Raw genomic sequence first — 18950 nt, forward strand, 5'->3', positions numbered from 1 at the left:
CGGCTTGCGTAGAATGCACAGCCCTTGAGACGCAAAAGTATCTCAAAACGTTCTTTAACAATATAAAGCAATCATCTGTGTGGGCACTCGTACAGATTGAGTTCTAACAGCAGATTCTAGTTCGCTAGATGACGCAAACAAATTTAGAGTCTCAATTGAACTGAGTGACCAACGGAAACAAGTTTACTTGTTTCAGCACAGTCAATTCGATATCGAAAGATATCAAAATTCAGAATTCATTGAGCATGTCCTTCGGGACAGAAAAAAACTTTTAATTGAAGAGTTTGATCATGGCTCAGATTGAACGCTGGCGGCAGGCCTAACACATGCAAGTCGAGCGGAAACGAAGAGGTGCTTGCACCTCTGGCGTCGAGCGGCGGACGGGTGAGTAATGCTTGGGAATATGCCTTATGGTGGGGGACAACAGTTGGAAACGACTGCTAATACCGCATGATGTCTACGGACCAAAGTGGGGGACCTTCGGGCCTCACGCCATAAGATTAGCCCAAGTGGGATTAGCTAGTTGGTGAGGTAATGGCTCACCAAGGCGACGATCCCTAGCTGGTTTGAGAGGATGATCAGCCACACTGGGACTGAGACACGGCCCAGACTCCTACGGGAGGCAGCAGTGGGGAATATTGCACAATGGGCGCAAGCCTGATGCAGCCATGCCGCGTGTGTGAAGAAGGCCTTCGGGTTGTAAAGCACTTTCAGTAAGGAGGAAAGGTTAAGTGTTAATAGCACTTAGCTGTGACGTTACTTACAGAAGAAGCACCGGCTAACTCCGTGCCAGCAGCCGCGGTAATACGGAGGGTGCGAGCGTTAATCGGAATTACTGGGCGTAAAGCGTACGCAGGCGGTTTGTTAAGCGAGATGTGAAAGCCCCGGGCTCAACCTGGGAACTGCATTTCGAACTGGCAAACTAGAGTGTGATAGAGGGTGGTAGAATTTCAGGTGTAGCGGTGAAATGCGTAGAGATCTGAAGGAATACCGATGGCGAAGGCAGCCACCTGGGTCAACACTGACGCTCATGTACGAAAGCGTGGGGAGCAAACAGGATTAGATACCCTGGTAGTCCACGCCGTAAACGATGTCTACTAGAAGCTCGGCTCTTCGGAGTTGTTTTTCAAAGCTAACGCATTAAGTAGACCGCCTGGGGAGTACGGCCGCAAGGTTAAAACTCAAATGAATTGACGGGGGCCCGCACAAGCGGTGGAGCATGTGGTTTAATTCGATGCAACGCGAAGAACCTTACCTACACTTGACATACAGAGAACTTACCAGAGATGGTTTGGTGCCTTCGGGAACTCTGATACAGGTGCTGCATGGCTGTCGTCAGCTCGTGTTGTGAGATGTTGGGTTAAGTCCCGCAACGAGCGCAACCCCTATCCTTAGTTGCCAGCGATTCGGTCGGGAACTCTAAGGAGACTGCCGGTGATAAACCGGAGGAAGGTGGGGACGACGTCAAGTCATCATGGCCCTTACGTGTAGGGCTACACACGTGCTACAATGGCGCATACAGAGTGCTGCGAACCTGCGAGGGTAAGCGAATCACTTAAAGTGCGTCGTAGTCCGGATTGGAGTCTGCAACTCGACTCCATGAAGTCGGAATCGCTAGTAATCGCATATCAGAATGATGCGGTGAATACGTTCCCGGGCCTTGTACACACCGCCCGTCACACCATGGGAGTGGGTTGCTCCAGAAGTGGATAGTCTAACCTTCGGGAGGACGTTCACCACGGAGTGATTCATGACTGGGGTGAAGTCGTAACAAGGTAGCCCTAGGGGAACCTGGGGCTGGATCACCTCCTTATACGATTTAGAACTTATTTGTTCGTAGTGTCCACACAGATGATTGTTAGTTAGCTAAACCGCTTGGTTTAACTAATTAATATGCTCTTTAAAAATTTGGAAAGCTGATATTAAAATTCTTATAGATAACATTGTTATTTATAAAGAGTTTTCAAAAGTAAAAAATATGCCATTAATCGAAAGATTAATTGGTATCTACTTTAGTATTCTCATCATTATTTGATGAATTAACTTCTGGCGAAGTTAACAGCTGTCACTAACAAAGACCCGTTTGGGTTGTATGGTTAAGTGACTAAGCGTACACGGTGGATGCCTTGGCAGTTGGAGGCGATGAAGGACGTATTAACTTGCGATAAGCCTAGTCAAGCTAGTAAAAAGCGCTTGAGACTAGGATTTCCGAATGGGGAAACCCACCTGCTTGCAGGTATCTTGCACTGAATACATAGGTGTAAGAGGCGAACGCGGAGAACTGAAACATCTAAGTACCCGTAGGAACAGAAATCAACCGAGATTCCGGAAGTAGCGGCGAGCGAAACCGGACCAGCCCTTAAGCTTATTATGTGTTAGTGAAACATTCTGGAAAGTTTGACGATACAGGGTGATAGTCCCGTACACGAAAATGCATCTTAAGTGAAATCGAGTAGGTCGGAGCACGTGAAACTTTGACTGAATATAGGTGGACCATCATCTAAGGCTAAATACTCCCAACTGACCGATAGTGAACCAGTACCGTGAGGGAAAGGCGAAAAGAACCCCTGTGAGGGGAGTGAAATAGAACCTGAAACCGTGTACGTACAAGCAGTAGGAGCCCCTCGAGGGTGACTGCGTACCTTTTGTATAATGGGTCAGCGACTTATATTTTGTAGCGAGGTTAACCGATTAGGGTAGCCGTAGGGAAACCGAGTCTTAACTGGGCGTATAGTTGCAAGGTATAGACCCGAAACCCGGTGATCTAGCCATGGGCAGGTTGAAGGTTGAGTAACATCAACTGGAGGACCGAACCCACTAACGTTGAAAAGTTAGGGGATGACCTGTGGCTAGGAGTGAAAGGCTAATCAAACCGGGAGATAGCTGGTTCTCCCCGAAATCTATTTAGGTAGAGCCTCGGACGAATACTTACGGGGGTAGAGCACTGTTAAGGCTAGGGGGTCATCCCGACTTACCAACCCTTTGCAAACTCCGAATACCGTAAAGTACTATCCGGGAGACACACGGCGGGTGCTAACGTCCGTCGTGAAGAGGGAAACAACCCAGACCGCCAGCTAAGGTCCCAAAGTCATAGTTAAGTGGGAAACGATGTGGAAAGGCCCAGACAGCCAGGAGGTTGGCTTAGAAGCAGCCATCCTTTAAAGAAAGCGTAATAGCTCACTGGTCGAGTCGGTCTGCGCGGAAGATGTAACGGGGCTAAACTATGCACCGAAGCTGCGGATTCAAACTTTGTTTGAGTGGTAGGGGAGCGTTCTGTAAGCCGTTGAAGGTGTACCGGGAGGTATGCTGGAGGTATCAGAAGTGCGAATGCTGACATGAGTAACGATAATGCGGGTGAAAAACCCGCACGCCGGAAGACCAAGGGTTCCTATCCCATGTTAATCAGGGTAGGGTAAGTCGACCCCTAAGGCGAGGCCGAAAGGCGTAGTCGATGGGAAACGGGTTAATATTCCCGTACTTGGTATAATTGCGATGGGGGGACGGAGCAGGCTAAACAAGCATGGCGTTGGTTGTCCATGTGAAAGTGAGTAGGTTGAGAGTTTAGGAAAATCCGGACTCTTAAGACTGAGACACGAGACGAGCACCTAAGGGTGTGAAGTTGTTGATGCCATACTTCCAGGAAAAGCCTCTAAGCTTCAGATTATACCGAATCGTACCCCAAACCGACACAGGTGGTCAGGTAGAGAATACTAAGGCGCTTGAGAGAACTCGGGTGAAGGAACTAGGCAAAATCGTACCGTAACTTCGGGAGAAGGTACGCTCCTATCTGTGATGAGACTTGCTCTCTAAGCGGACGGGAGCCGCAGTGACCAGGTGGCTGGGACTGTTTATTAAAAACACAGCACTGTGCAAAATCGCAAGATGACGTATACGGTGTGACACCTGCCCGGTGCCGGAAGGTTAATTGATGGGGTTAGTTTTCGGACGAAGCTCTTGATCGAAGCCCCGGTAAACGGCGGCCGTAACTATAACGGTCCTAAGGTAGCGAAATTCCTTGTCGGGTAAGTTCCGACCTGCACGAATGGTGTAACCATGGCCACGCTGTCTCCACCCGAGACTCAGTGAAATTGAAATCGCAGTGAAGATGCTGTGTACCCGCGGCTAGACGGAAAGACCCCGTGAACCTTTACTACAGCTTGGCACTGAACATTGAACCTACATGTGTAGGATAGGTGGGAGGCTTTGAAGCAGAAACGCTAGTTTTTGTGGAGCCGTCCTTGAAATACCACCCTTGTAGTTTTGATGTTCTAACGTTGGTCCCTAATCGGGATTACGGACAGTGCCTGGTGGGTAGTTTGACTGGGGCGGTCTCCTCCCAAAGAGTAACGGAGGAGCACGAAGGTTGGCTAAGTACGGTCGGACATCGTACGGTTAGTGTAATGGTAGAAGCCAGCTTAACTGCGAGACAGACACGTCGAGCAGGTACGAAAGTAGGTCATAGTGATCCGGTGGTTCTGAATGGAAGGGCCATCGCTCAACGGATAAAAGGTACTCCGGGGATAACAGGCTGATACCGCCCAAGAGTTCATATCGACGGCGGTGTTTGGCACCTCGATGTCGGCTCATCACATCCTGGGGCTGAAGTCGGTCCCAAGGGTATGGCTGTTCGCCATTTAAAGTGGTACGCGAGCTGGGTTTAGAACGTCGTGAGACAGTTCGGTCCCTATCTGCCGTGGGCGTTTGAGAATTGAGAGGGGTTGCTCCTAGTACGAGAGGACCGGAGTGAACGAACCGCTGGTGTTCGGGTTGTCATGCCAATGGCATTGCCCGGTAGCTACGTTCGGAACTGATAAGCGCTGAAAGCATCTAAGCGCGAAGCAGGCCTCGAGATGAGTTCTCACTAGACTTTTAAAGTCTCTGAAGGGCCGTTGAAGACTACAACGTTGATAGGCAGGATGTGGAAGTGGTGCGAGCCATTAAGCTAACCTGTACTAATTACCCGTGAGGCTTAACCATACAACGCCAAACGCGTTTTATGACAGCGTAACAGACAGAAGTTAAGTTACTAAAGTAGACATTTACTTGATATCAGAATTCCAAATTTTAGTTAATTGCTAGAGCGATTAACGAACCAAATTTGCTTGGTGACAATAGCGTTTTGGACCCACCTGACCCCATGCCGAACTCAGTAGTGAAACGAAACAGCGCCGATGATAGTGTGGCATTTGCCATGTGAAAGTAGGTCATCGCCAGGCTCCAAATAAGAGAAAGCCCGATTCGAAAGAGTCGGGCTTTTTTGCGTCTGGGAGCTTTCAGCCGTCAGACGTCAGTTGAGCTGTGGGGTTGTTTAGTAAAGAGTCACCCTCAGCAACAAACCCCGTAGGAGGCACTTCAGTGCCGAATCTAGACCATAACAAACACATTCATGGCTAAAGCCATTCCTACGTGATGAGAAGGTTAGACATTAGATATTAGATGTCAGTTGATCTACAGAGAATGTAGTACAGAGTCACCCACAGCAACAAAACCCCGTAGGAGGCACTTCAGTGCCGAATCTAGACCATAACAAACACATTCACGGCTAAAGCCATTCCTACAAGTACACTTTACCTAGAACCTAGAGCAGAGGGAAACGCAGCAGCAAACAACCCCACCGCGCGGCTGATCGCTGACGGCTGAAAGCTGATAGCTCTGTGTTGGGTTTCGCTGGGCTCTACCCAACCTACGCCAGTCCTCAAAACTTTACTCATGCAACTAAAAAAGCCCATACTCTTCGGTTTCTTCTGCTTCGTGGCGCATGAGGTGCTCTGGGCGGAAGATGGCACTTGGGTCTAATAATAAGCTGTGTTTATGCTTCATTTTGATTAGTCCCCGCATCATGTTTTTAGTTTGCGGATCAACATCAAAACCAACCGAGGTAAGTTGGTCTAACGGTTTGATGTCTTCTTTTTTTACGTTGATGTTGTCTTCTACTTTGTCGACTAGAAGGCCTATATGAGGTGTTACGCCGTCTTTTGTGGTGAAGATGATGATTGGCTTGTAATCAAGAATGATCTGCTCACGTGCCGATTCAAACAGCCTAATAAGTTGGTTGAATGTTTGGCGTTTTTTTTCTGCAAATAAGTTGATTACTTTGTCGTGAGGTTGGCTCTTTTGTAATTCTAATAACTCACCAGCCATGGCATGTAATTCACGGTGTGGCTTATCAAACTTGGCTAAGATACTTTGTAAGTCTTCGTTATCGGTTTCGAAGTTGTTATACCAACGACCAAAGGCACATTTGTCTGGATCTGTGGCTTTTGTAAAAGGCGCACCTGTTACTAAGCTATTTTCTAAGGCATCAAGCCAATCTAAATGGTCTTTCTCTCTTTCGACTAAAAGGTCGGATAATTCGGCATTGGTTTCTTTGGTTGAGTGATTGTTTAATACAATTCCTAAATCAAAGATAGGCGTTGGAGTTTCCATGTAATCTTTAACCCCAATGAAGCTTTTATTTTCATTTGGCAACGACGTTAAATTTCCTTCGTAACGCTCAGTTAGAAGAATATCGAGAATTTTTAGTGAAATGGTCTTTTGGCCAACTCGAAAATTAATCAGATCCATATTTCCCTCAAAGCCTTGTTAAGTTTCTATAGCATAGAACATTATTGTAATTTAGGCGTAGTTTAACCTAATTACTCTTAAAATATGAGCGGTAGATTTTTTTGTTATTTCCAGAAGTGTGAGTGTTAAATAGATCAGCGAAATCTGATGTGTCAGTAAAGAGGCGATTTAGCTCGGTCAGTAGGCATTGATTGTTTAATGGCGTTGGGCATTTTTGGGCCGCGCTTACGAGTGCAACAGCATTCAAATAACCTTCAAATATAATTCTATTTGCACTAGTGTGATAAGGCTCGATATCTTCAATAAATTGCTTACACCAAGGGTTTTTACAATTATTTGGGTCAGGTACCACTTCGGTGACCATAATGTTGGCGGGCTGCTTAATTCGCAGATATAAATCATGACTGGATACAAAAGACACAGAAGTATAGTCTGGGTTGAAGTTTTGTTTGTTTGCAGCATTAACAAATTCAGCGAGAGGCTCGTAGGTGCCGACCAAACAAATTGCGGTTGCATTACTTTCTTTTAGAAGTGTTAAAGCTTTTGAAATATCATCACTATTACGCTTAAACCGCGTGACTTCTACAGGTTTAATACCATGTATTTTTAGGGCGTTAACGAGATTGCTCTCTACCATATAACCAAACTCATCGGCTTGGATCATTAAGCCAATTTTTTCATGCTTACGCTCTTTAACGAGGTAGTTAATTTGCTCAATGGCTTCATCTTGGTAGCTAGCGCGAAGATTAAATACATTTGGCATTGAGCTGTTATGTAAAAAATCAGCCCCCGTAAACGGCATTAGAAATGGAATACGGTGTCTATCTAGCAGGGGCTTAATTGCATGAGCTGTTGGTGTGCCCATAGAGCCAAAAATCGCATGGATCTTTTGGTCAAATAGAAACTCGCGGGTATTCACTACGGTATTTTTTGGCTCATAGCCATCATCAGCTAAGATCAGATCGATACTTTGCCCATTAATACCGTTTTCTTTGTTGATTTTGTTAAAGTAAATATTACTGCCAAGCGCCAGTTGTTCACCTATTTGCTTAGCAGGTCCAGTCAGTGCCGTCGACATGCCGAGTTTAATGGTAGGCTGTGCGTGTTCAGCTAAAGCTATCTGAGATAGCAGCAAGGCATAAAAACATAAACACTTAATGGCTGTTATTTTGAAGTGATTTATAGTGAGCATACCAACCTTGCACTGCGGTTTTGAACTGTGAGTCTAAGTCTTTTTTACCTGTAAAACCGGCTTCTTCGATTAAGCTATTTACAGAGGTTTGCTGTAATACTAGTCGAATAAGGATGAATTTTGTATGTTCATCTAATAAATTTAGACTAATTGGTGTGCCCCAAATCATTTTCCATAGCAATGGCTGTACTTGGAAGAGGTTAATGTCACCGGTTAACAGTCGCTCAGCTCTTGCATCTAAGGTAGGAGAATAGTCACTTTTTGGTAAGCTTTTGAATAGCTCTGCAATAAGCTGCCAAGGAAGTGAGCTAAAGTGACCGAGTAGTTGCAAAGACAGGTCTTGCTTGAACTCTTCTATTAAGAGTGCTGCGCTATCTGTAGTTTGTTTATCTAACGCTTTAATCACTAAAGCAGCATGTTCAGCCGTTGCTTTATCGTGACCAAATCCAAGCTTAACAACATTAAAGCCATTACTTTGCCAAAACTTAACTAACGCTGCATTTGCGCCAAAGCTGGCACCAAAATAACTGCAATTGTTTAATTGGCTTTCGCAGTAGTTTAACAGTGCTGAGCCTATACCTTGTTGATGACACTCAGGTGCAACAGCTATTCTCACGACTCTCGCTGAGCGTTTACATAAGTCTTCTGTATATCGGCTCAATTGAGTCAGGGTTTGCGCCATTAAATGACCATGTGGCCTGCGCTTTCCTTTTATTACTTGCTCTGCGATGTCTGGTGTTAAGCCACCCTCAACAGCAATTAAGCAAACGGCTTTTAATGCATTTTCTTGTTTGCAGATCGATAGCTGTAACTCTGGGGCATCAAGCAATTGGCGTAAGTCATTTACAGTGGTTTGGTAATGAGCTAAAGCCAATAGCGCCATAATTTGGCTAAGCAGCTGCTCATCATCAATGAGTTGCTCTTTGCTTATGTTTTCAAATTGGTAAGACTTAACACTCTGCGTATCTAGGTACTTTGCATCGAGTAGTAATAGTTCGCGTAGGCTATTTTCGAGAGGGTCATGTTTAGCAAAACGAATAGGTTCATCCAGAGTAACGGCCTTTAGCGATTTATATTGGCTACGTAAGTAATGTAAAAAACGTAACGTGTAACCACGCCCATTTCCTTCATAACCAACCATAGTGCTAGCAAATACGATTCGTGGATAACTTTTTAGGATCTGCAATAGCATAGGAACCGGAATTGCCGCTGCTTCGTCGACAAATAACAGATCGCAGTCAGGTTTTTCGTTTAGCAGTGTATCTGGCGCAATATAGCTAAGGTTAGCTAGTTGCTTGCAGTTTTGCTCTTTGCTAACACCAAGCTCAGTGGCTAAATGCTTAAAACTTGTTTGTACGGCTTTGGCTTGTGTGGCACAAATAAGGATTCTTTTATCTTGAAGACTTGCTGCTGCAAGCCCTAAAGCAGCTGACTTACCACGACCCCGGTCTGCACTGATCACAAAAGGACGATTAGCGCGCCCTGTTGCGGTTTTAATAATTTGCTCAACACATGCTTGTTGTTGCTGATAATTTATTTCAGCAGTTGCTGGCGATACTGATTGGTAAGTAGGAAGCGAGTGCTCAGTAAAATAATATGGCTGCAACTTTAGCTTGGCGAATAAACGCTGATTAAAAAAGCTGTGTTTAATCACTTGGCCGTAAGAGGTAATACTTGTGAGTGCAGGGTCTTGCCACTTGCGGTCATCGGGCAGCAACAGTATCAGTACACCACCTGCTTTTACGGTACCGGCAAGCGCGGCGAGTTTATCGGCATATAAACCGCTAAAACCATCAAAAATTGCGTGTTGAAACTCTTGGCCAAGAATTTGGTGAGTATGTTTTGGAAACTCACTATTTGCTAATAATGAGCTGCTACTGAAAACATAGGTATTTTTAAGCGCTAATTGGCTTGCAAACTGGTAGCACCAAGTTTCGCTGCCTTGCACAATGACAAGCTGGCGATGCTTTTCAATCACCAGCTCATGACATAGTGCTGTTAAATATTCATTATAAGGCTTGAAGTCTTGCATACTGTGTTACAAGCCATTTGCTGCCTAGGTCATCAAAGTTCACTTGAATACGTGACTGTGCGCCGCTACCTTCGTAATTGAGTACGGTTCCTGCACCGAACTTAGCGTGTAATACGCGTTGCCCTAAGTTAAAGCCGCTATCTTCAAATGCTGCGTGTGTTACTGAGGGACTAAAACGACCTGCCGCAGGTGGCCTTGAAACCTGTGTTTTAATACGAATTTCTTCGATACAGTCTTCAGGCATTTCACGTAAAAAGCGTGATGGGCTATGGTATTTTTCTTGTCCGTATAAACGGCGGCTTTCTGCATGGCTAATATATAGTTTTTCCATCGCGCGAGTCATACCAACATAACATAGGCGACGTTCTTCTTCTAAACGACCAGACTCTTCATTACTTTGTTGTGATGGGAACATACCCTCTTCAACACCAACCATAAATACCAGCGGGAATTCTAGGCCTTTTGCTGAGTGCAGAGTCATCATTTGCACCGCGTCTTCGTGCTCGTCAGCTTGACCTTCGCCAGACTCTAGTGAGGTATAAGCCAAAAATCCCTGCAGTGGTGAGCTGAACTCTTCATCTTCAGGGAGTTCGTATTGACCACAAGCACTAATAAGCTCTTCTAAGTTCTCTACGCGGGCACGGCCTTTTTCACCTTTTTCAGCTTGATACATTGCCATTAACCCAGAGGTTTGAATGGCGTATTTCGCTTGCTCTTCTAAAGTGAGATCGCTGATCTTATCTTCGATATGCTCAACAAGTTCTAAGAATTTTGTGACGGCACTTGCTGCACGGCCAGATAAGTGCTGCTGCTCGATAATTGCTTTTGCGGCATACCAAAGTGGCAATGATTCATTGCGCGCGCAATCACGGATATGGCTTAGTGTTTTATCACCAATTCCTCGGGCTGGGGTGTTAATAACACGCTCGAAAGCAGCATCATCTTGACGGTTACCTACCAAACGTAAATACGACAGTGCATCTTTGATCTCTTGGCGTTCGAAGAAGCGCATACCACCGTAAATACGGTATTTTAAACCTTCTTGTAGCATTGCTTCCTCGAGTACACGAGATTGCGCGTTGTTACGGTATAAAATTGCGGCGTCTTGTAATGCATTACCTGCATTTAGCCAGCTACGTAGTTTGCTGCTGACAAAGCGCGCTTCGTCTAATTCATTAAACGCAGCGTAAACAGAAATAGGCTCACCATCATTGCCGTCCGTCCAAAGGCTTTTACCCATGCGTTCGGCATTGTTTTTGATCAGCGCATTTGACGCTTTCAAAATTGTTGCCGTTGAACGGTAATTTTGTTCAAGGCGAATAGTTTCCGCTTCGAAGTCAGTTAAAAAGCGTTTGATATTCTCAATTTTTGCGCCACGCCAGCCATAGATACTTTGGTCATCATCACCTACGATCATAATACTGTTGGTGTTACCCGCGAGTAGTTTTAACCAAGCGTACTGGATTGTATTGGTATCTTGGAACTCGTCTACCAACATGTGGGCAAAACGCTGTTGATAGTGACGTAAAAGTGTTGGGTGGTTCTTAAGTACTTCGTAGCAGCGCAGCAGTATTTCTGCAAAGTCGACTAAACCTGCACGGTCACAAGCCTCTTGATATGCAGCATAGACTTTCAGCATCATTTGCTCATTAATATCGTAGGCTTGAATGTCTTTAGGGCGTAGACCTTCATCTTTTTTCGCGCTGATATACCAACCAAATTGTTTTGCTGGCCACTTTTTATCATCGATGTTCATCGCTTTGAGTAAGCGTTTGATCATACGTTGTTGATCGTCAGAATCTAAGATTTGAAAGCTTTCAGGCAAGTTCGCTTCACGGTGATGGGCGCGTAAAATACGATGAGATAAGCCGTGGAAGGTACCAATCCACATACCACCAACCGGTGCTTTTAACGTTTCTTCTACACGTGTACGCATTTCTTTCGCGGCTTTGTTAGTGAAGGTTACCGCAAAGATGCTGTATGCAGAAGCTTGCTCCACTTGCATGAGCCATGCGATGCGATGAACAAGTACTCGAGTTTTACCAGAACCTGCACCTGCAAGTACCAGCATATTTTGCAATGGGGCTGCGACTGCATCCCGTTGTTTGTCATTTAAGCCATCGAGTAATTCAGAAACGTCCATCGTTACGCCTTTTCAATCTATAATGGGTGGAGTATAACAGGTGTTTATGCAAGGCTAAATAAAATACTGTTTTTATAAACAGCTATTTTGGCAAGTCATTAAAATTACGATATAAAAATTGTCAATTTGACCGATTTTTAGCAAAAAGAACTAAAATCAAAATAACGCTACTTTTTAACACTTTGATTTGTAAGTCATAATAAGTTGGCATAAAGTGTGATTATAAAAAGTATAATCATTAAAAACTACAGAGGTTAGTATGGCAGAGCAAGGTTCTGGCGGTAATGTAATCGCAGCAATATGTAATATCTTTTTTCCTGGTTTAGGACAATTGGTACAAGGTCGTTTAATGGCGGCTATTGCATTCTTTTTAGCATGGGTTATTAGTGGTGCACTAATTTATGTGGCAGTTGGTTTTATTCTACTACCAATCGTATACCTATGGGCGATTATTGATGCTGCACGCTTCAAATCGCGACTCTAGCTATTTAATTAGCACAAACACGAGCGCCACTTAGGCGCTCGAGTTGTTTTAAGACGACTAAACTCGCCACGTTTAGCTGCAAACGGTATAATTAGCAGATAACGTATTAAGAGTACCCTTCATGGAATATCAATTTATCCGCGATCCTATTAGCGGTTTACGCATTAAAATTTCCTCTGAACACGCCATCATAGGCCGTTGGCTAAACGAAGAAGTCGGAAAAGAAAAAATTGCGATGGTGCAAGCGTTGATCTCTGCTGTTAAGAGTAGTCATGAGTTATTAACCTTACAAGGTCAAGAAATTGATTTGATCTTAAGTAAAGATGAAGCGCTATTCGAAGCACATGCATTACATCAAGATAACGAAGACTTAGTTGCCTACCAAGATGATGATTTAATGCTTGAAGAAGAAGGCCTGTGCAGTGGCTGTGGTTTTGAAGATTTTGTTGATTTAATTGAATCTTGGCAAGAATTTACACAAGGCCGATAAGCAGAAGCATATTCTGCTTATCGGTTGCTAATTTATTGCTCACTCACTGATTTAACAGCGGCTAGTAATAAATCTTCTGTTAAGCGTACTTTGTAATTTGGGTTAGCGTATTGAAAATGAACTAACCCATTAGTATCTATTACGAATACTGCGGGTACTGGCAGTGCTACTTTCGGCTCACCTTCTAACGAGACAAAGTTAACCCCAAGCTTATTGCGGTAAATCTTTGCTGTTTTGTCATCTAAATAAAACGCTAAACCTAACGTTTGCGCCAAAGTAAGGCTGTCGTCAGAAAGCAATTGATAGCTAGGTGCTGTAATTTTTGTTTCAGCGAGTTTTTCAGGGCTGTCTGGCGAAACGGCAATTAATTGCGCGTCTAAGCTTGCTAATTCTTTCTCAATTTTTTGCACGCTGGCCAATTGTTTTGAACAATATGGGCACCAGCCACCACGATAAACAATCAGCACGGTAGTTTTCTCTTTAAAGCGCTCAGCTAGCGAGACGGTTTTACCATATTGGTCTTTCAATTCAACATTTGGCACCGTTAAGCCGGGTAACAACGGACTTACTTGCTCTGCTGACTCGGCAATATTGGTTGCAGTTGCAGCGATAACGTGGCTTGATAGTACAAACAGTGCACTAATGAATAGAGATTTAAACATGGGCTTCCTCGGTTATTTTTATCAACTGCAAAGATGACCTGATTGTTGCGGGATTTATTTCATCTTTACCTACATCAAACTCAAATTTAACTGTAGTATATAGGCAAATAAAAAATGCAAGTTGGGATAAAGAATGTCTGCTAATTTACAAAAACTCGTTGTTATGCTCGAAATGCAAAATGCGATGAATACCAAAGTTCATGAGCAATGGTTTAGCCAAGGTTTTGAATGGTATCGTGCAATTTGGGTTGAGTGTGCTGAAATGCTTGATCACTTTTAGTCAATTAATTTTTCACTAAAAAGTGAGTGTTTTTAATTTTTGTCCTAAGTTTGTTGATTTGTAGAGCTAAATGTTAGCTATAACCACTCATTTTTTACCCACTCATTTTTTTGATGCTTCACAGACTAAACCAAACTATTATGCTCACTAAATTCTAGTGACTAAAATCAAAACAGACGAGATATAGATGAAAAGTATAGAAGTAAAAATCCTCGACCCAAAAATCGGTAATGAAATCCCTCTTCCAGCATACGCAACAGAAGGCTCAGCTGGTGTAGATTTAAGAGCATGTATTGATGAAACAATTACTCTTGAACCAGGACAAACAGAGCTGATTCCAACAGGAATAGCTATCCACATGCAGGATAAAAACTTGGCAGCAACGATTTTGCCACGCTCAGGTCTTGGGCATAAACACGGTATTGTGCTTGGTAATTTAGTAGGTTTGATTGACTCGGACTATCAAGGTCAACTATTCATTTCTTGCTGGAACAGAGGCGATACGACCTTTGAAATTGAGTCAGGAGATAGGATTGCTCAACTAGTCTTCTTACCCGTTATTCAGGCTCAATTCGAGATAGTAGAAGAATTTAATAAGAGTGATCGTGGTGAAGGGGGCTTTGGTCATTCAGGGAAGAAATAAAACCTCCCGTATATAAAATATACAAATATTATTAACGCAAAAGGATGTCGAAGTGTCTACAGAAAACAAAGAAAACTATGTAGCAGATAAGCTTACCTATACAAAAGACAAGCTTGAGTTATATTTAACAAAACACGATCAATATATCCACTCGGATAAGTCTTGGCAGTTTTGGGCTGGAATAACATTAACTTTGTTGGTGACGGTTCTATCTTCTTCTATGGATTTGATGCACTTTAAACATCCCTTTGAGTTTTTGTTTGTATTGGGTCTAGCGTTATCTTTCTTCAAGTTTGTTCATAGTCTAGTGACGCACATAAAAAAAGAAGACCCTATAAAAAAGTTAAAAGAAACCTTATTCGAGAATTATATAAATCAGCCGGATAGAAATGCACTTTTTATTGTGAAAAGAGTTCACTCAGGTGAAGATCAGATTTTAGTATTTAAAAACAAAGCGTGGGGTGATTGTTATTTCTTGCCTTATGTAAGAATTAATAGGAATTCTTCGACGCAAGAATGTATCAGAAAACAAGTTGGAGATTTACTTGATTACCACGAGTCAGAAATAGAAATTAATCAGTTGTTAGACAAGCAAGAAATTACAGAGAAATTTCATCCATCTGAACGAGTAGTAAAAGAATATCACAGCTCTTATTTCCACCTTGCTGCAACGACTTCTTTAAAAAGTAGAGACATCTCAACATTGGATACATTCAAAGTGAGCACAAAAGAGTTTCAATGGAAAGCTCTGGAGGAACTTGAAGCAGATTTATCTACCCAGAACAAAAATAGGGATGTGCTGGACATGTTAAGGGACAATAAATCCGATTTCATTACCAATAGCGCCACATTTAAATGATTAAAAAGCTGGATATAATATGGAATATAACTCTAGTTTGCCCTTGGGATTGTGAGTTTTGTTGTACTGATGCAGTACATGTGAGCAATAAGTTTGGCGAGATTATTGCTACAGAACACTCTCTGACAAATGAACGAGTTGTTAACGCTAAGTTGTCTGATATTTTCAAAGAAAAATACCCTACGAAACAACCTACCCAATTTGATCTTGCTCTTCTTGATAGACAGTTAAGAGGAGTTGAGCCGGACTTAGAAAGTAAATTGCAGATTTTAAAGAATTTAGAGGGATATGATGTTTCTATAGATTTTGCTGGAGGTGACCCTTTATCTTGCTATGAAAATTATTTAGTAATAAGAGAAGCATCAAAGTTATTTGGAGCCGATAACATATCTATAACTTCTACAGGGTATTCGATAAAAAGGTATGAGTTGAGTGAATTAGCAGAGTATATCGGAGAGTATGAGTTTACTTACGATGAAAATCATACTACCACCCCCTGTACAAGGCCAAAAGGATACAATGTTTCAAATATCAAAATTGCAGAGCGATTTGCGCAAATTGGGATACGCACTAAAGCTCAATTACCTCTACATGTTGGGAATATCGAGTCTATAAATATTAATAAAATATATGCGGAACTTGATTCAAGAGGTATTGACGAACTTCTTCTGATGCGAACTTTTCCTGTTGGAAGAGGTATTAAGTATTTACGAAAAAATAACTTAGATCGAGAAGCATTAAAACACGCTATAAACAAGTTTACAGAACTTTCAGAACAAGGAAGTACAAAAGTCAGACTCCAGTGTGCTCTGAAGCATTTGACGAATTCAAATTTGGATTTAAACCCCTGCGATATGATGCGTGAATCTTTTGGCATTAATTATAAGGGAGAACTTTTGCTAAGTGCATGGGCAAACAATTCGGTAGGTCTTCCTCTTGGTGATGAGTTTGTCATAGGTTCTTTAGTAACAGATTCATTCCTAGAGCTAAGTGCTTCACCAAATTTTCAAGAACTAGAAAGTAAAATGAATGAAAATTTTGGTCACTGTAAAATCTTTTCTTATATGTATGGTGGTAAGACTAGGGATTCATTGTTTAAAACAACAGACCCCCTGTATATGTAGACCAGAACATTTATTCTTCAAAATTTAGTACCTCAGTCCACTTTTAACTTAAAAGTGAAACCAGTTTTATTCTCTCAATGAAAACATCATTTTCTCCAGACTTGAGGATGATATTTCCTAAAACTTGTGCGGTATAATATGAATACCCATCTTCACCATTAATAGACAGGTGATAACAAGAGCCTGACTCTTGCGGCCAAACCCAATACTTTCCACACTCTGAAAGTGTTGGTAGGTGAAGAGAACCGGAACTAAGTCGCCAAGAATCTCCATCCAAGTAGCCACCGCGCCAACTGCTGAATATTTTATAAAATGTATCAGCAGGTGTTGAAAACTTTAAAATTACCCAGCCTTGTGGTTTTACGATCATGATTCAACCTTATTTTAGTTGCTGACTAAGTTCGGCCAACTTAGCTTTTGAAGCTTGAGATATTAGGAAGGGTTCTATATCAGCAACTTTTAACGTTTCTTGACGATATTTTCCGACAATGCCCATCGACCATTTAGCCTTAGGTATATTAGAAACACTTTGGTGCGAACTTGGTTTTTTAGAACTTAGCCCTTTAGCCTGTGCTCCTTCAGACTCATCTAAGTAATGATTCGACAGCATATTCTGGATTTGGCGCTGAATATCTTCGACACAGTGGCGACCAAAAGTAATTTCATGCTTCTCAGGTAAAACATGCGTATTGCTCCGAGCGGCTTCAACAGGTGTCAGCTCCTCAGCATTTGTAGTTATTTCCTCATCCATTTTTACGATTTTGACTTTAGCTACTTCATCAGGGATATCTTGAACCATTCTCCTTGCATAATTCACCAGATTAGGTTCCGCTGGCATAAACATGAAGGCTTCTTGGTTGGGAGCATCTGTTTTTCTAAGAATACGGCCAAATATCTGGCGAAAGTACATTTCTGTTGTGACGTTTGTTAGGTTACAGCAAACCTGTAAACGAGGAATGTTAGTACCTTCACTGACCATACCTACACTAATGAGCCATTCATCACTGCTATTTCTAAAGTCTTTTATCTTATTGGAAGGTCTTGCCTCATTCGTTGTTACAACTACAGCACCTATGTTGTAGCTTTTTGTCATCAGCTGCTTAATAGCTTCAGCGTGCTCTATAGAAGATGCTACAACCAAGCCCCCTGCATTCCTGTTTATTTTTCTTATCTCATTGAATTTAATAATCGCTCTAGAAAGCACTTGGTCATTTACTATCTCGTTTAAAACGATATGAGAATATGAAGTGGCCTTAGCTGATAGCAAGGTATTGAAACTTTTGAATACTTTTTGTTTTTTATTTTTGGTGACAACAATTTTATTGTTGTCTACGGCAATGACCTGAGGAACCCTACAAACGTCATCAGCTATTGCTTGTTTTAAACCGTAAACATAGTCACATTGAATCCGGTTGTCTTCACAATAAGTTGAAAGAGCGATTGGCAACGAGTCCGAGCGCCACGGCGTACCTGTTAAAGCGATGCTGTAGGCTGCTTTCTCTCGAATGACTTCGATGATCGGAGCGCCCCAAGCATTGGCATCATGAGTTGAAGATCCTGCACAGTGATGAATCTCATCAAAGATCACGAATACCCTAAAACGATCAAATAACTTCCAAGTGTCATTATCGAGAGTTCCAAGTTTTTGGTATGTGAATGCGTCACCTAAAGAGCCAACTTTGCCATTAAATTCAGTTTTAAACTGTGCGGTGAGTTCATCACTAAAATCTGATGATACGATTGACGACGGCGAAAAACATAACACTAAGTCTATTAAACCAAGTTCATACATTTTTCGAGCTAACGTTGCCGACATAATAGTTTTGCCAGCCCCAGGTGTTGCGAGCGCTAGGAAGTGCTTTTTAAAATCACTGGAATCTGTTGAACTGGTGTATTTTGAAATTGCTGAGTTAATACACTCAGACTGCCAACTTCTTAATTTCATTTACTTTTTCTCTTTTAACTTTTTTAAAATCTCTTCAGTTGCAGCTATTTTCCCTTTTAAAATATGCTTCTGCTCTTTAGTAGAATGAATGAACTCTTTGAATTCGTCTGATAATTCTGGGTGCTGCTGTTTTAAATTTAGAAATGAATCTAGTGCCCCCATACACTGTAAAAGGTCAGCATTTAACGCGCTCAAATCGGAGTAGAGCGACTTAATTGTTTCACTTAATTTGCTGTTAGGTTTTGTAAAAGGTTGCTCTAGTTCTTCAGCTATTAATTCAGGATCAAAAGCTTCTGTTTTTGTAAAACGACTCTCTTTGCCATTACTGGCGGTCTTTTTAACTAACCACCCCTGTTTTACTAATTTGTGTAAGTCATCATAAATAAATTGCCTGATCTTCTGACTATCCAGCATTTCATCACTCATCAAAGCAAGGTAAGCAGTTCGAATTTCAGTGACTGAAAAACGATCAATGTTTTTCATGCTGATGATTGTTTTAATTACTGGATCTAGTTTCATTTCAAAATTATCT

Annotated in this window: 13 protein-coding genes, 3 rRNA genes and 1 pseudogene; 9 read left to right on the forward strand and 8 right to left on the reverse strand. The window is 42.3% G+C overall.

The window, feature by feature from the left end:
* Positions 1-272 precede the first annotated feature (272 nt).
* The 3 genes from KQP93_RS00665 to rrf all read left to right on the forward strand — a co-directional run bounded on the left by KQP93_RS00665 (position 273) and on the right by rrf (position 5216).
* Positions 273-1813: ribosomal RNA gene (locus tag KQP93_RS00665) — 16S ribosomal RNA — on the forward strand.
* Positions 1814-2094: 281 nt separating this feature from the next.
* Positions 2095-4977, forward strand: a 23S ribosomal RNA gene (locus tag KQP93_RS00670).
* A 124-nt stretch (positions 4978-5101) separates the two neighbouring features.
* Positions 5102-5216 (forward strand): 5S ribosomal RNA (gene rrf, locus KQP93_RS00675).
* The 16S, 23S and 5S rRNA genes sit together here, the layout of an rRNA operon.
* Before the next feature lie 499 nt (positions 5217-5715).
* On the opposite strand, the gene KQP93_RS00680 is transcribed toward rrf, so the two are convergent.
* The 4 genes from KQP93_RS00680 to uvrD form a co-directional block, all read right to left on the reverse strand.
* Entirely contained in the window at positions 5716-6564 is an 849-nt protein-coding gene (locus tag KQP93_RS00680) for a CZB domain-containing protein (RefSeq protein WP_217875476.1), read from the reverse strand.
* Positions 6565-6631: 67 nt separating this feature from the next.
* Entirely contained in the window at positions 6632-7756 is a 1125-nt protein-coding gene (locus KQP93_RS00685; protein ID WP_217875477.1) for an ABC transporter substrate-binding protein, read from the reverse strand.
* The gene (locus KQP93_RS00690) at positions 7719-9788 is read right to left on the reverse strand and encodes a GNAT family N-acetyltransferase (RefSeq protein WP_217875478.1); all 2070 of its coding nucleotides are present in this window, start codon (positions 9786-9788) and stop codon (positions 7719-7721) included. The genes KQP93_RS00685 and KQP93_RS00690 overlap by 38 nt, the downstream gene beginning before the upstream one ends.
* Positions 9766-11931 (reverse strand): DNA helicase II, encoded by a 2166-nt coding sequence (gene uvrD, locus KQP93_RS00695; RefSeq protein ID WP_058583696.1) that lies wholly within the window; start codon positions 11929-11931, stop codon positions 9766-9768. The genes KQP93_RS00690 and uvrD overlap by 23 nt, the downstream gene beginning before the upstream one ends.
* A 259-nt stretch (positions 11932-12190) precedes the next feature.
* On the opposite strand from uvrD, the gene KQP93_RS00700 reads away from it, so the two are divergent.
* Complete coding sequence (locus KQP93_RS00700) at positions 12191-12415, forward strand: hypothetical protein (RefSeq protein WP_054554878.1); 225 nt, start codon at positions 12191-12193, stop codon at positions 12413-12415.
* 121 nt (positions 12416-12536) lie between these two features.
* Entirely contained in the window at positions 12537-12905 is a 369-nt protein-coding gene (locus KQP93_RS00705) for a YacL family protein (RefSeq protein WP_217875479.1), read from the forward strand.
* 32 nt (positions 12906-12937) lie between these two features.
* Here KQP93_RS00705 and KQP93_RS00710 read toward each other — a convergent pair whose 3' ends face one another.
* Entirely contained in the window at positions 12938-13567 is a 630-nt protein-coding gene (locus KQP93_RS00710) for a peroxiredoxin-like family protein (protein ID WP_055021757.1), read from the reverse strand.
* 133 nt (positions 13568-13700) lie between these two features.
* Between KQP93_RS00710 and KQP93_RS00715 the strand changes: the two are divergent.
* The 4 genes and pseudogenes from KQP93_RS00715 to KQP93_RS00730 all read left to right on the forward strand — a co-directional run.
* Positions 13701-13841: pseudogene (locus KQP93_RS00715) on the forward strand (dUTP diphosphatase); the annotation flags it as partial.
* Between the two features lie 193 nt (positions 13842-14034).
* Positions 14035-14490 (forward strand): dUTP diphosphatase, encoded by a 456-nt coding sequence (dut, locus tag KQP93_RS00720; RefSeq protein ID WP_217875480.1) that lies wholly within the window; start codon positions 14035-14037, stop codon positions 14488-14490.
* A gap of 52 nt (positions 14491-14542) precedes the next feature.
* Positions 14543-15349 (forward strand): hypothetical protein, encoded by an 807-nt coding sequence (locus KQP93_RS00725; protein WP_217875481.1) that lies wholly within the window; start codon positions 14543-14545, stop codon positions 15347-15349.
* Positions 15346-16473 carry a hypothetical protein gene (locus KQP93_RS00730; RefSeq protein WP_217875482.1) on the forward strand — a complete coding sequence of 376 codons (1128 nt, stop codon included), beginning with the start codon at positions 15346-15348 and terminating at the stop codon, positions 16471-16473. The genes KQP93_RS00725 and KQP93_RS00730 overlap by 4 nt, the downstream gene beginning before the upstream one ends.
* A 43-nt stretch (positions 16474-16516) precedes the next feature.
* Here the strand turns inward: KQP93_RS00730 and KQP93_RS00735 are convergent, their stop codons facing one another.
* The 3 genes from KQP93_RS00735 to KQP93_RS00745 are packed head-to-tail and all read right to left on the reverse strand — an operon-like array spanning position 16517 to position 18937.
* Complete coding sequence (locus KQP93_RS00735; protein WP_217875483.1) at positions 16517-16843, reverse strand: hypothetical protein; 327 nt, start codon at positions 16841-16843, stop codon at positions 16517-16519.
* Positions 16844-16852: 9 nt separating this feature from the next.
* Positions 16853-18418: a DEAD/DEAH box helicase gene (locus KQP93_RS00740; RefSeq protein ID WP_217875484.1), complete on the reverse strand. Its 1566-nt coding sequence runs from the start codon at positions 18416-18418 to the stop codon at positions 16853-16855.
* Entirely contained in the window at positions 18419-18937 is a 519-nt protein-coding gene (locus KQP93_RS00745) for a hypothetical protein (protein WP_217875485.1), read from the reverse strand. It lies immediately after the preceding gene.
* Positions 18938-18950 lie beyond the last annotated feature (13 nt).

The organism is Pseudoalteromonas shioyasakiensis, assembly GCF_019134595.1.
Classification (GTDB): Bacteria; Pseudomonadota; Gammaproteobacteria; order Enterobacterales; family Alteromonadaceae; genus Pseudoalteromonas; species Pseudoalteromonas shioyasakiensis_A.

What these genes read in the sequence shown, in the direction of transcription:
- KQP93_RS00705 (WP_217875479.1), top strand. Translation starts at nt 12,537, where the DNA reads ATGGAATATCAATTTATCCGCGATCCTATTAGCGGTTTACGCATTAAA.
- KQP93_RS00680 (WP_217875476.1), bottom strand. Translation starts at nt 6,564, where the DNA reads ATGGATCTGATTAATTTTCGAGTTGGCCAAAAGACCATTTCACTAAAA.
- KQP93_RS00730 (WP_217875482.1), top strand. Translation starts at nt 15,346, where the DNA reads ATGATTAAAAAGCTGGATATAATATGGAATATAACTCTAGTTTGCCCT.
- KQP93_RS00745 (WP_217875485.1), bottom strand. Translation starts at nt 18,937, where the DNA reads ATGAAACTAGATCCAGTAATTAAAACAATCATCAGCATGAAAAACATT.
- KQP93_RS00690 (WP_217875478.1), bottom strand. Translation starts at nt 9,788, where the DNA reads ATGCAAGACTTCAAGCCTTATAATGAATATTTAACAGCACTATGTCAT.
- KQP93_RS00740 (WP_217875484.1), bottom strand. Translation starts at nt 18,418, where the DNA reads ATGAAATTAAGAAGTTGGCAGTCTGAGTGTATTAACTCAGCAATTTCA.
- KQP93_RS00700 (WP_054554878.1), top strand. Translation starts at nt 12,191, where the DNA reads ATGGCAGAGCAAGGTTCTGGCGGTAATGTAATCGCAGCAATATGTAAT.
- KQP93_RS00735 (WP_217875483.1), bottom strand. Translation starts at nt 16,843, where the DNA reads ATGATCGTAAAACCACAAGGCTGGGTAATTTTAAAGTTTTCAACACCT.
- KQP93_RS00710 (WP_055021757.1), bottom strand. Translation starts at nt 13,567, where the DNA reads ATGTTTAAATCTCTATTCATTAGTGCACTGTTTGTACTATCAAGCCAC.
- KQP93_RS00685 (WP_217875477.1), bottom strand. Translation starts at nt 7,756, where the DNA reads ATGCTCACTATAAATCACTTCAAAATAACAGCCATTAAGTGTTTATGT.
- uvrD (WP_058583696.1), bottom strand. Translation starts at nt 11,931, where the DNA reads ATGGACGTTTCTGAATTACTCGATGGCTTAAATGACAAACAACGGGAT.
- dut (WP_217875480.1), top strand. Translation starts at nt 14,035, where the DNA reads ATGAAAAGTATAGAAGTAAAAATCCTCGACCCAAAAATCGGTAATGAA.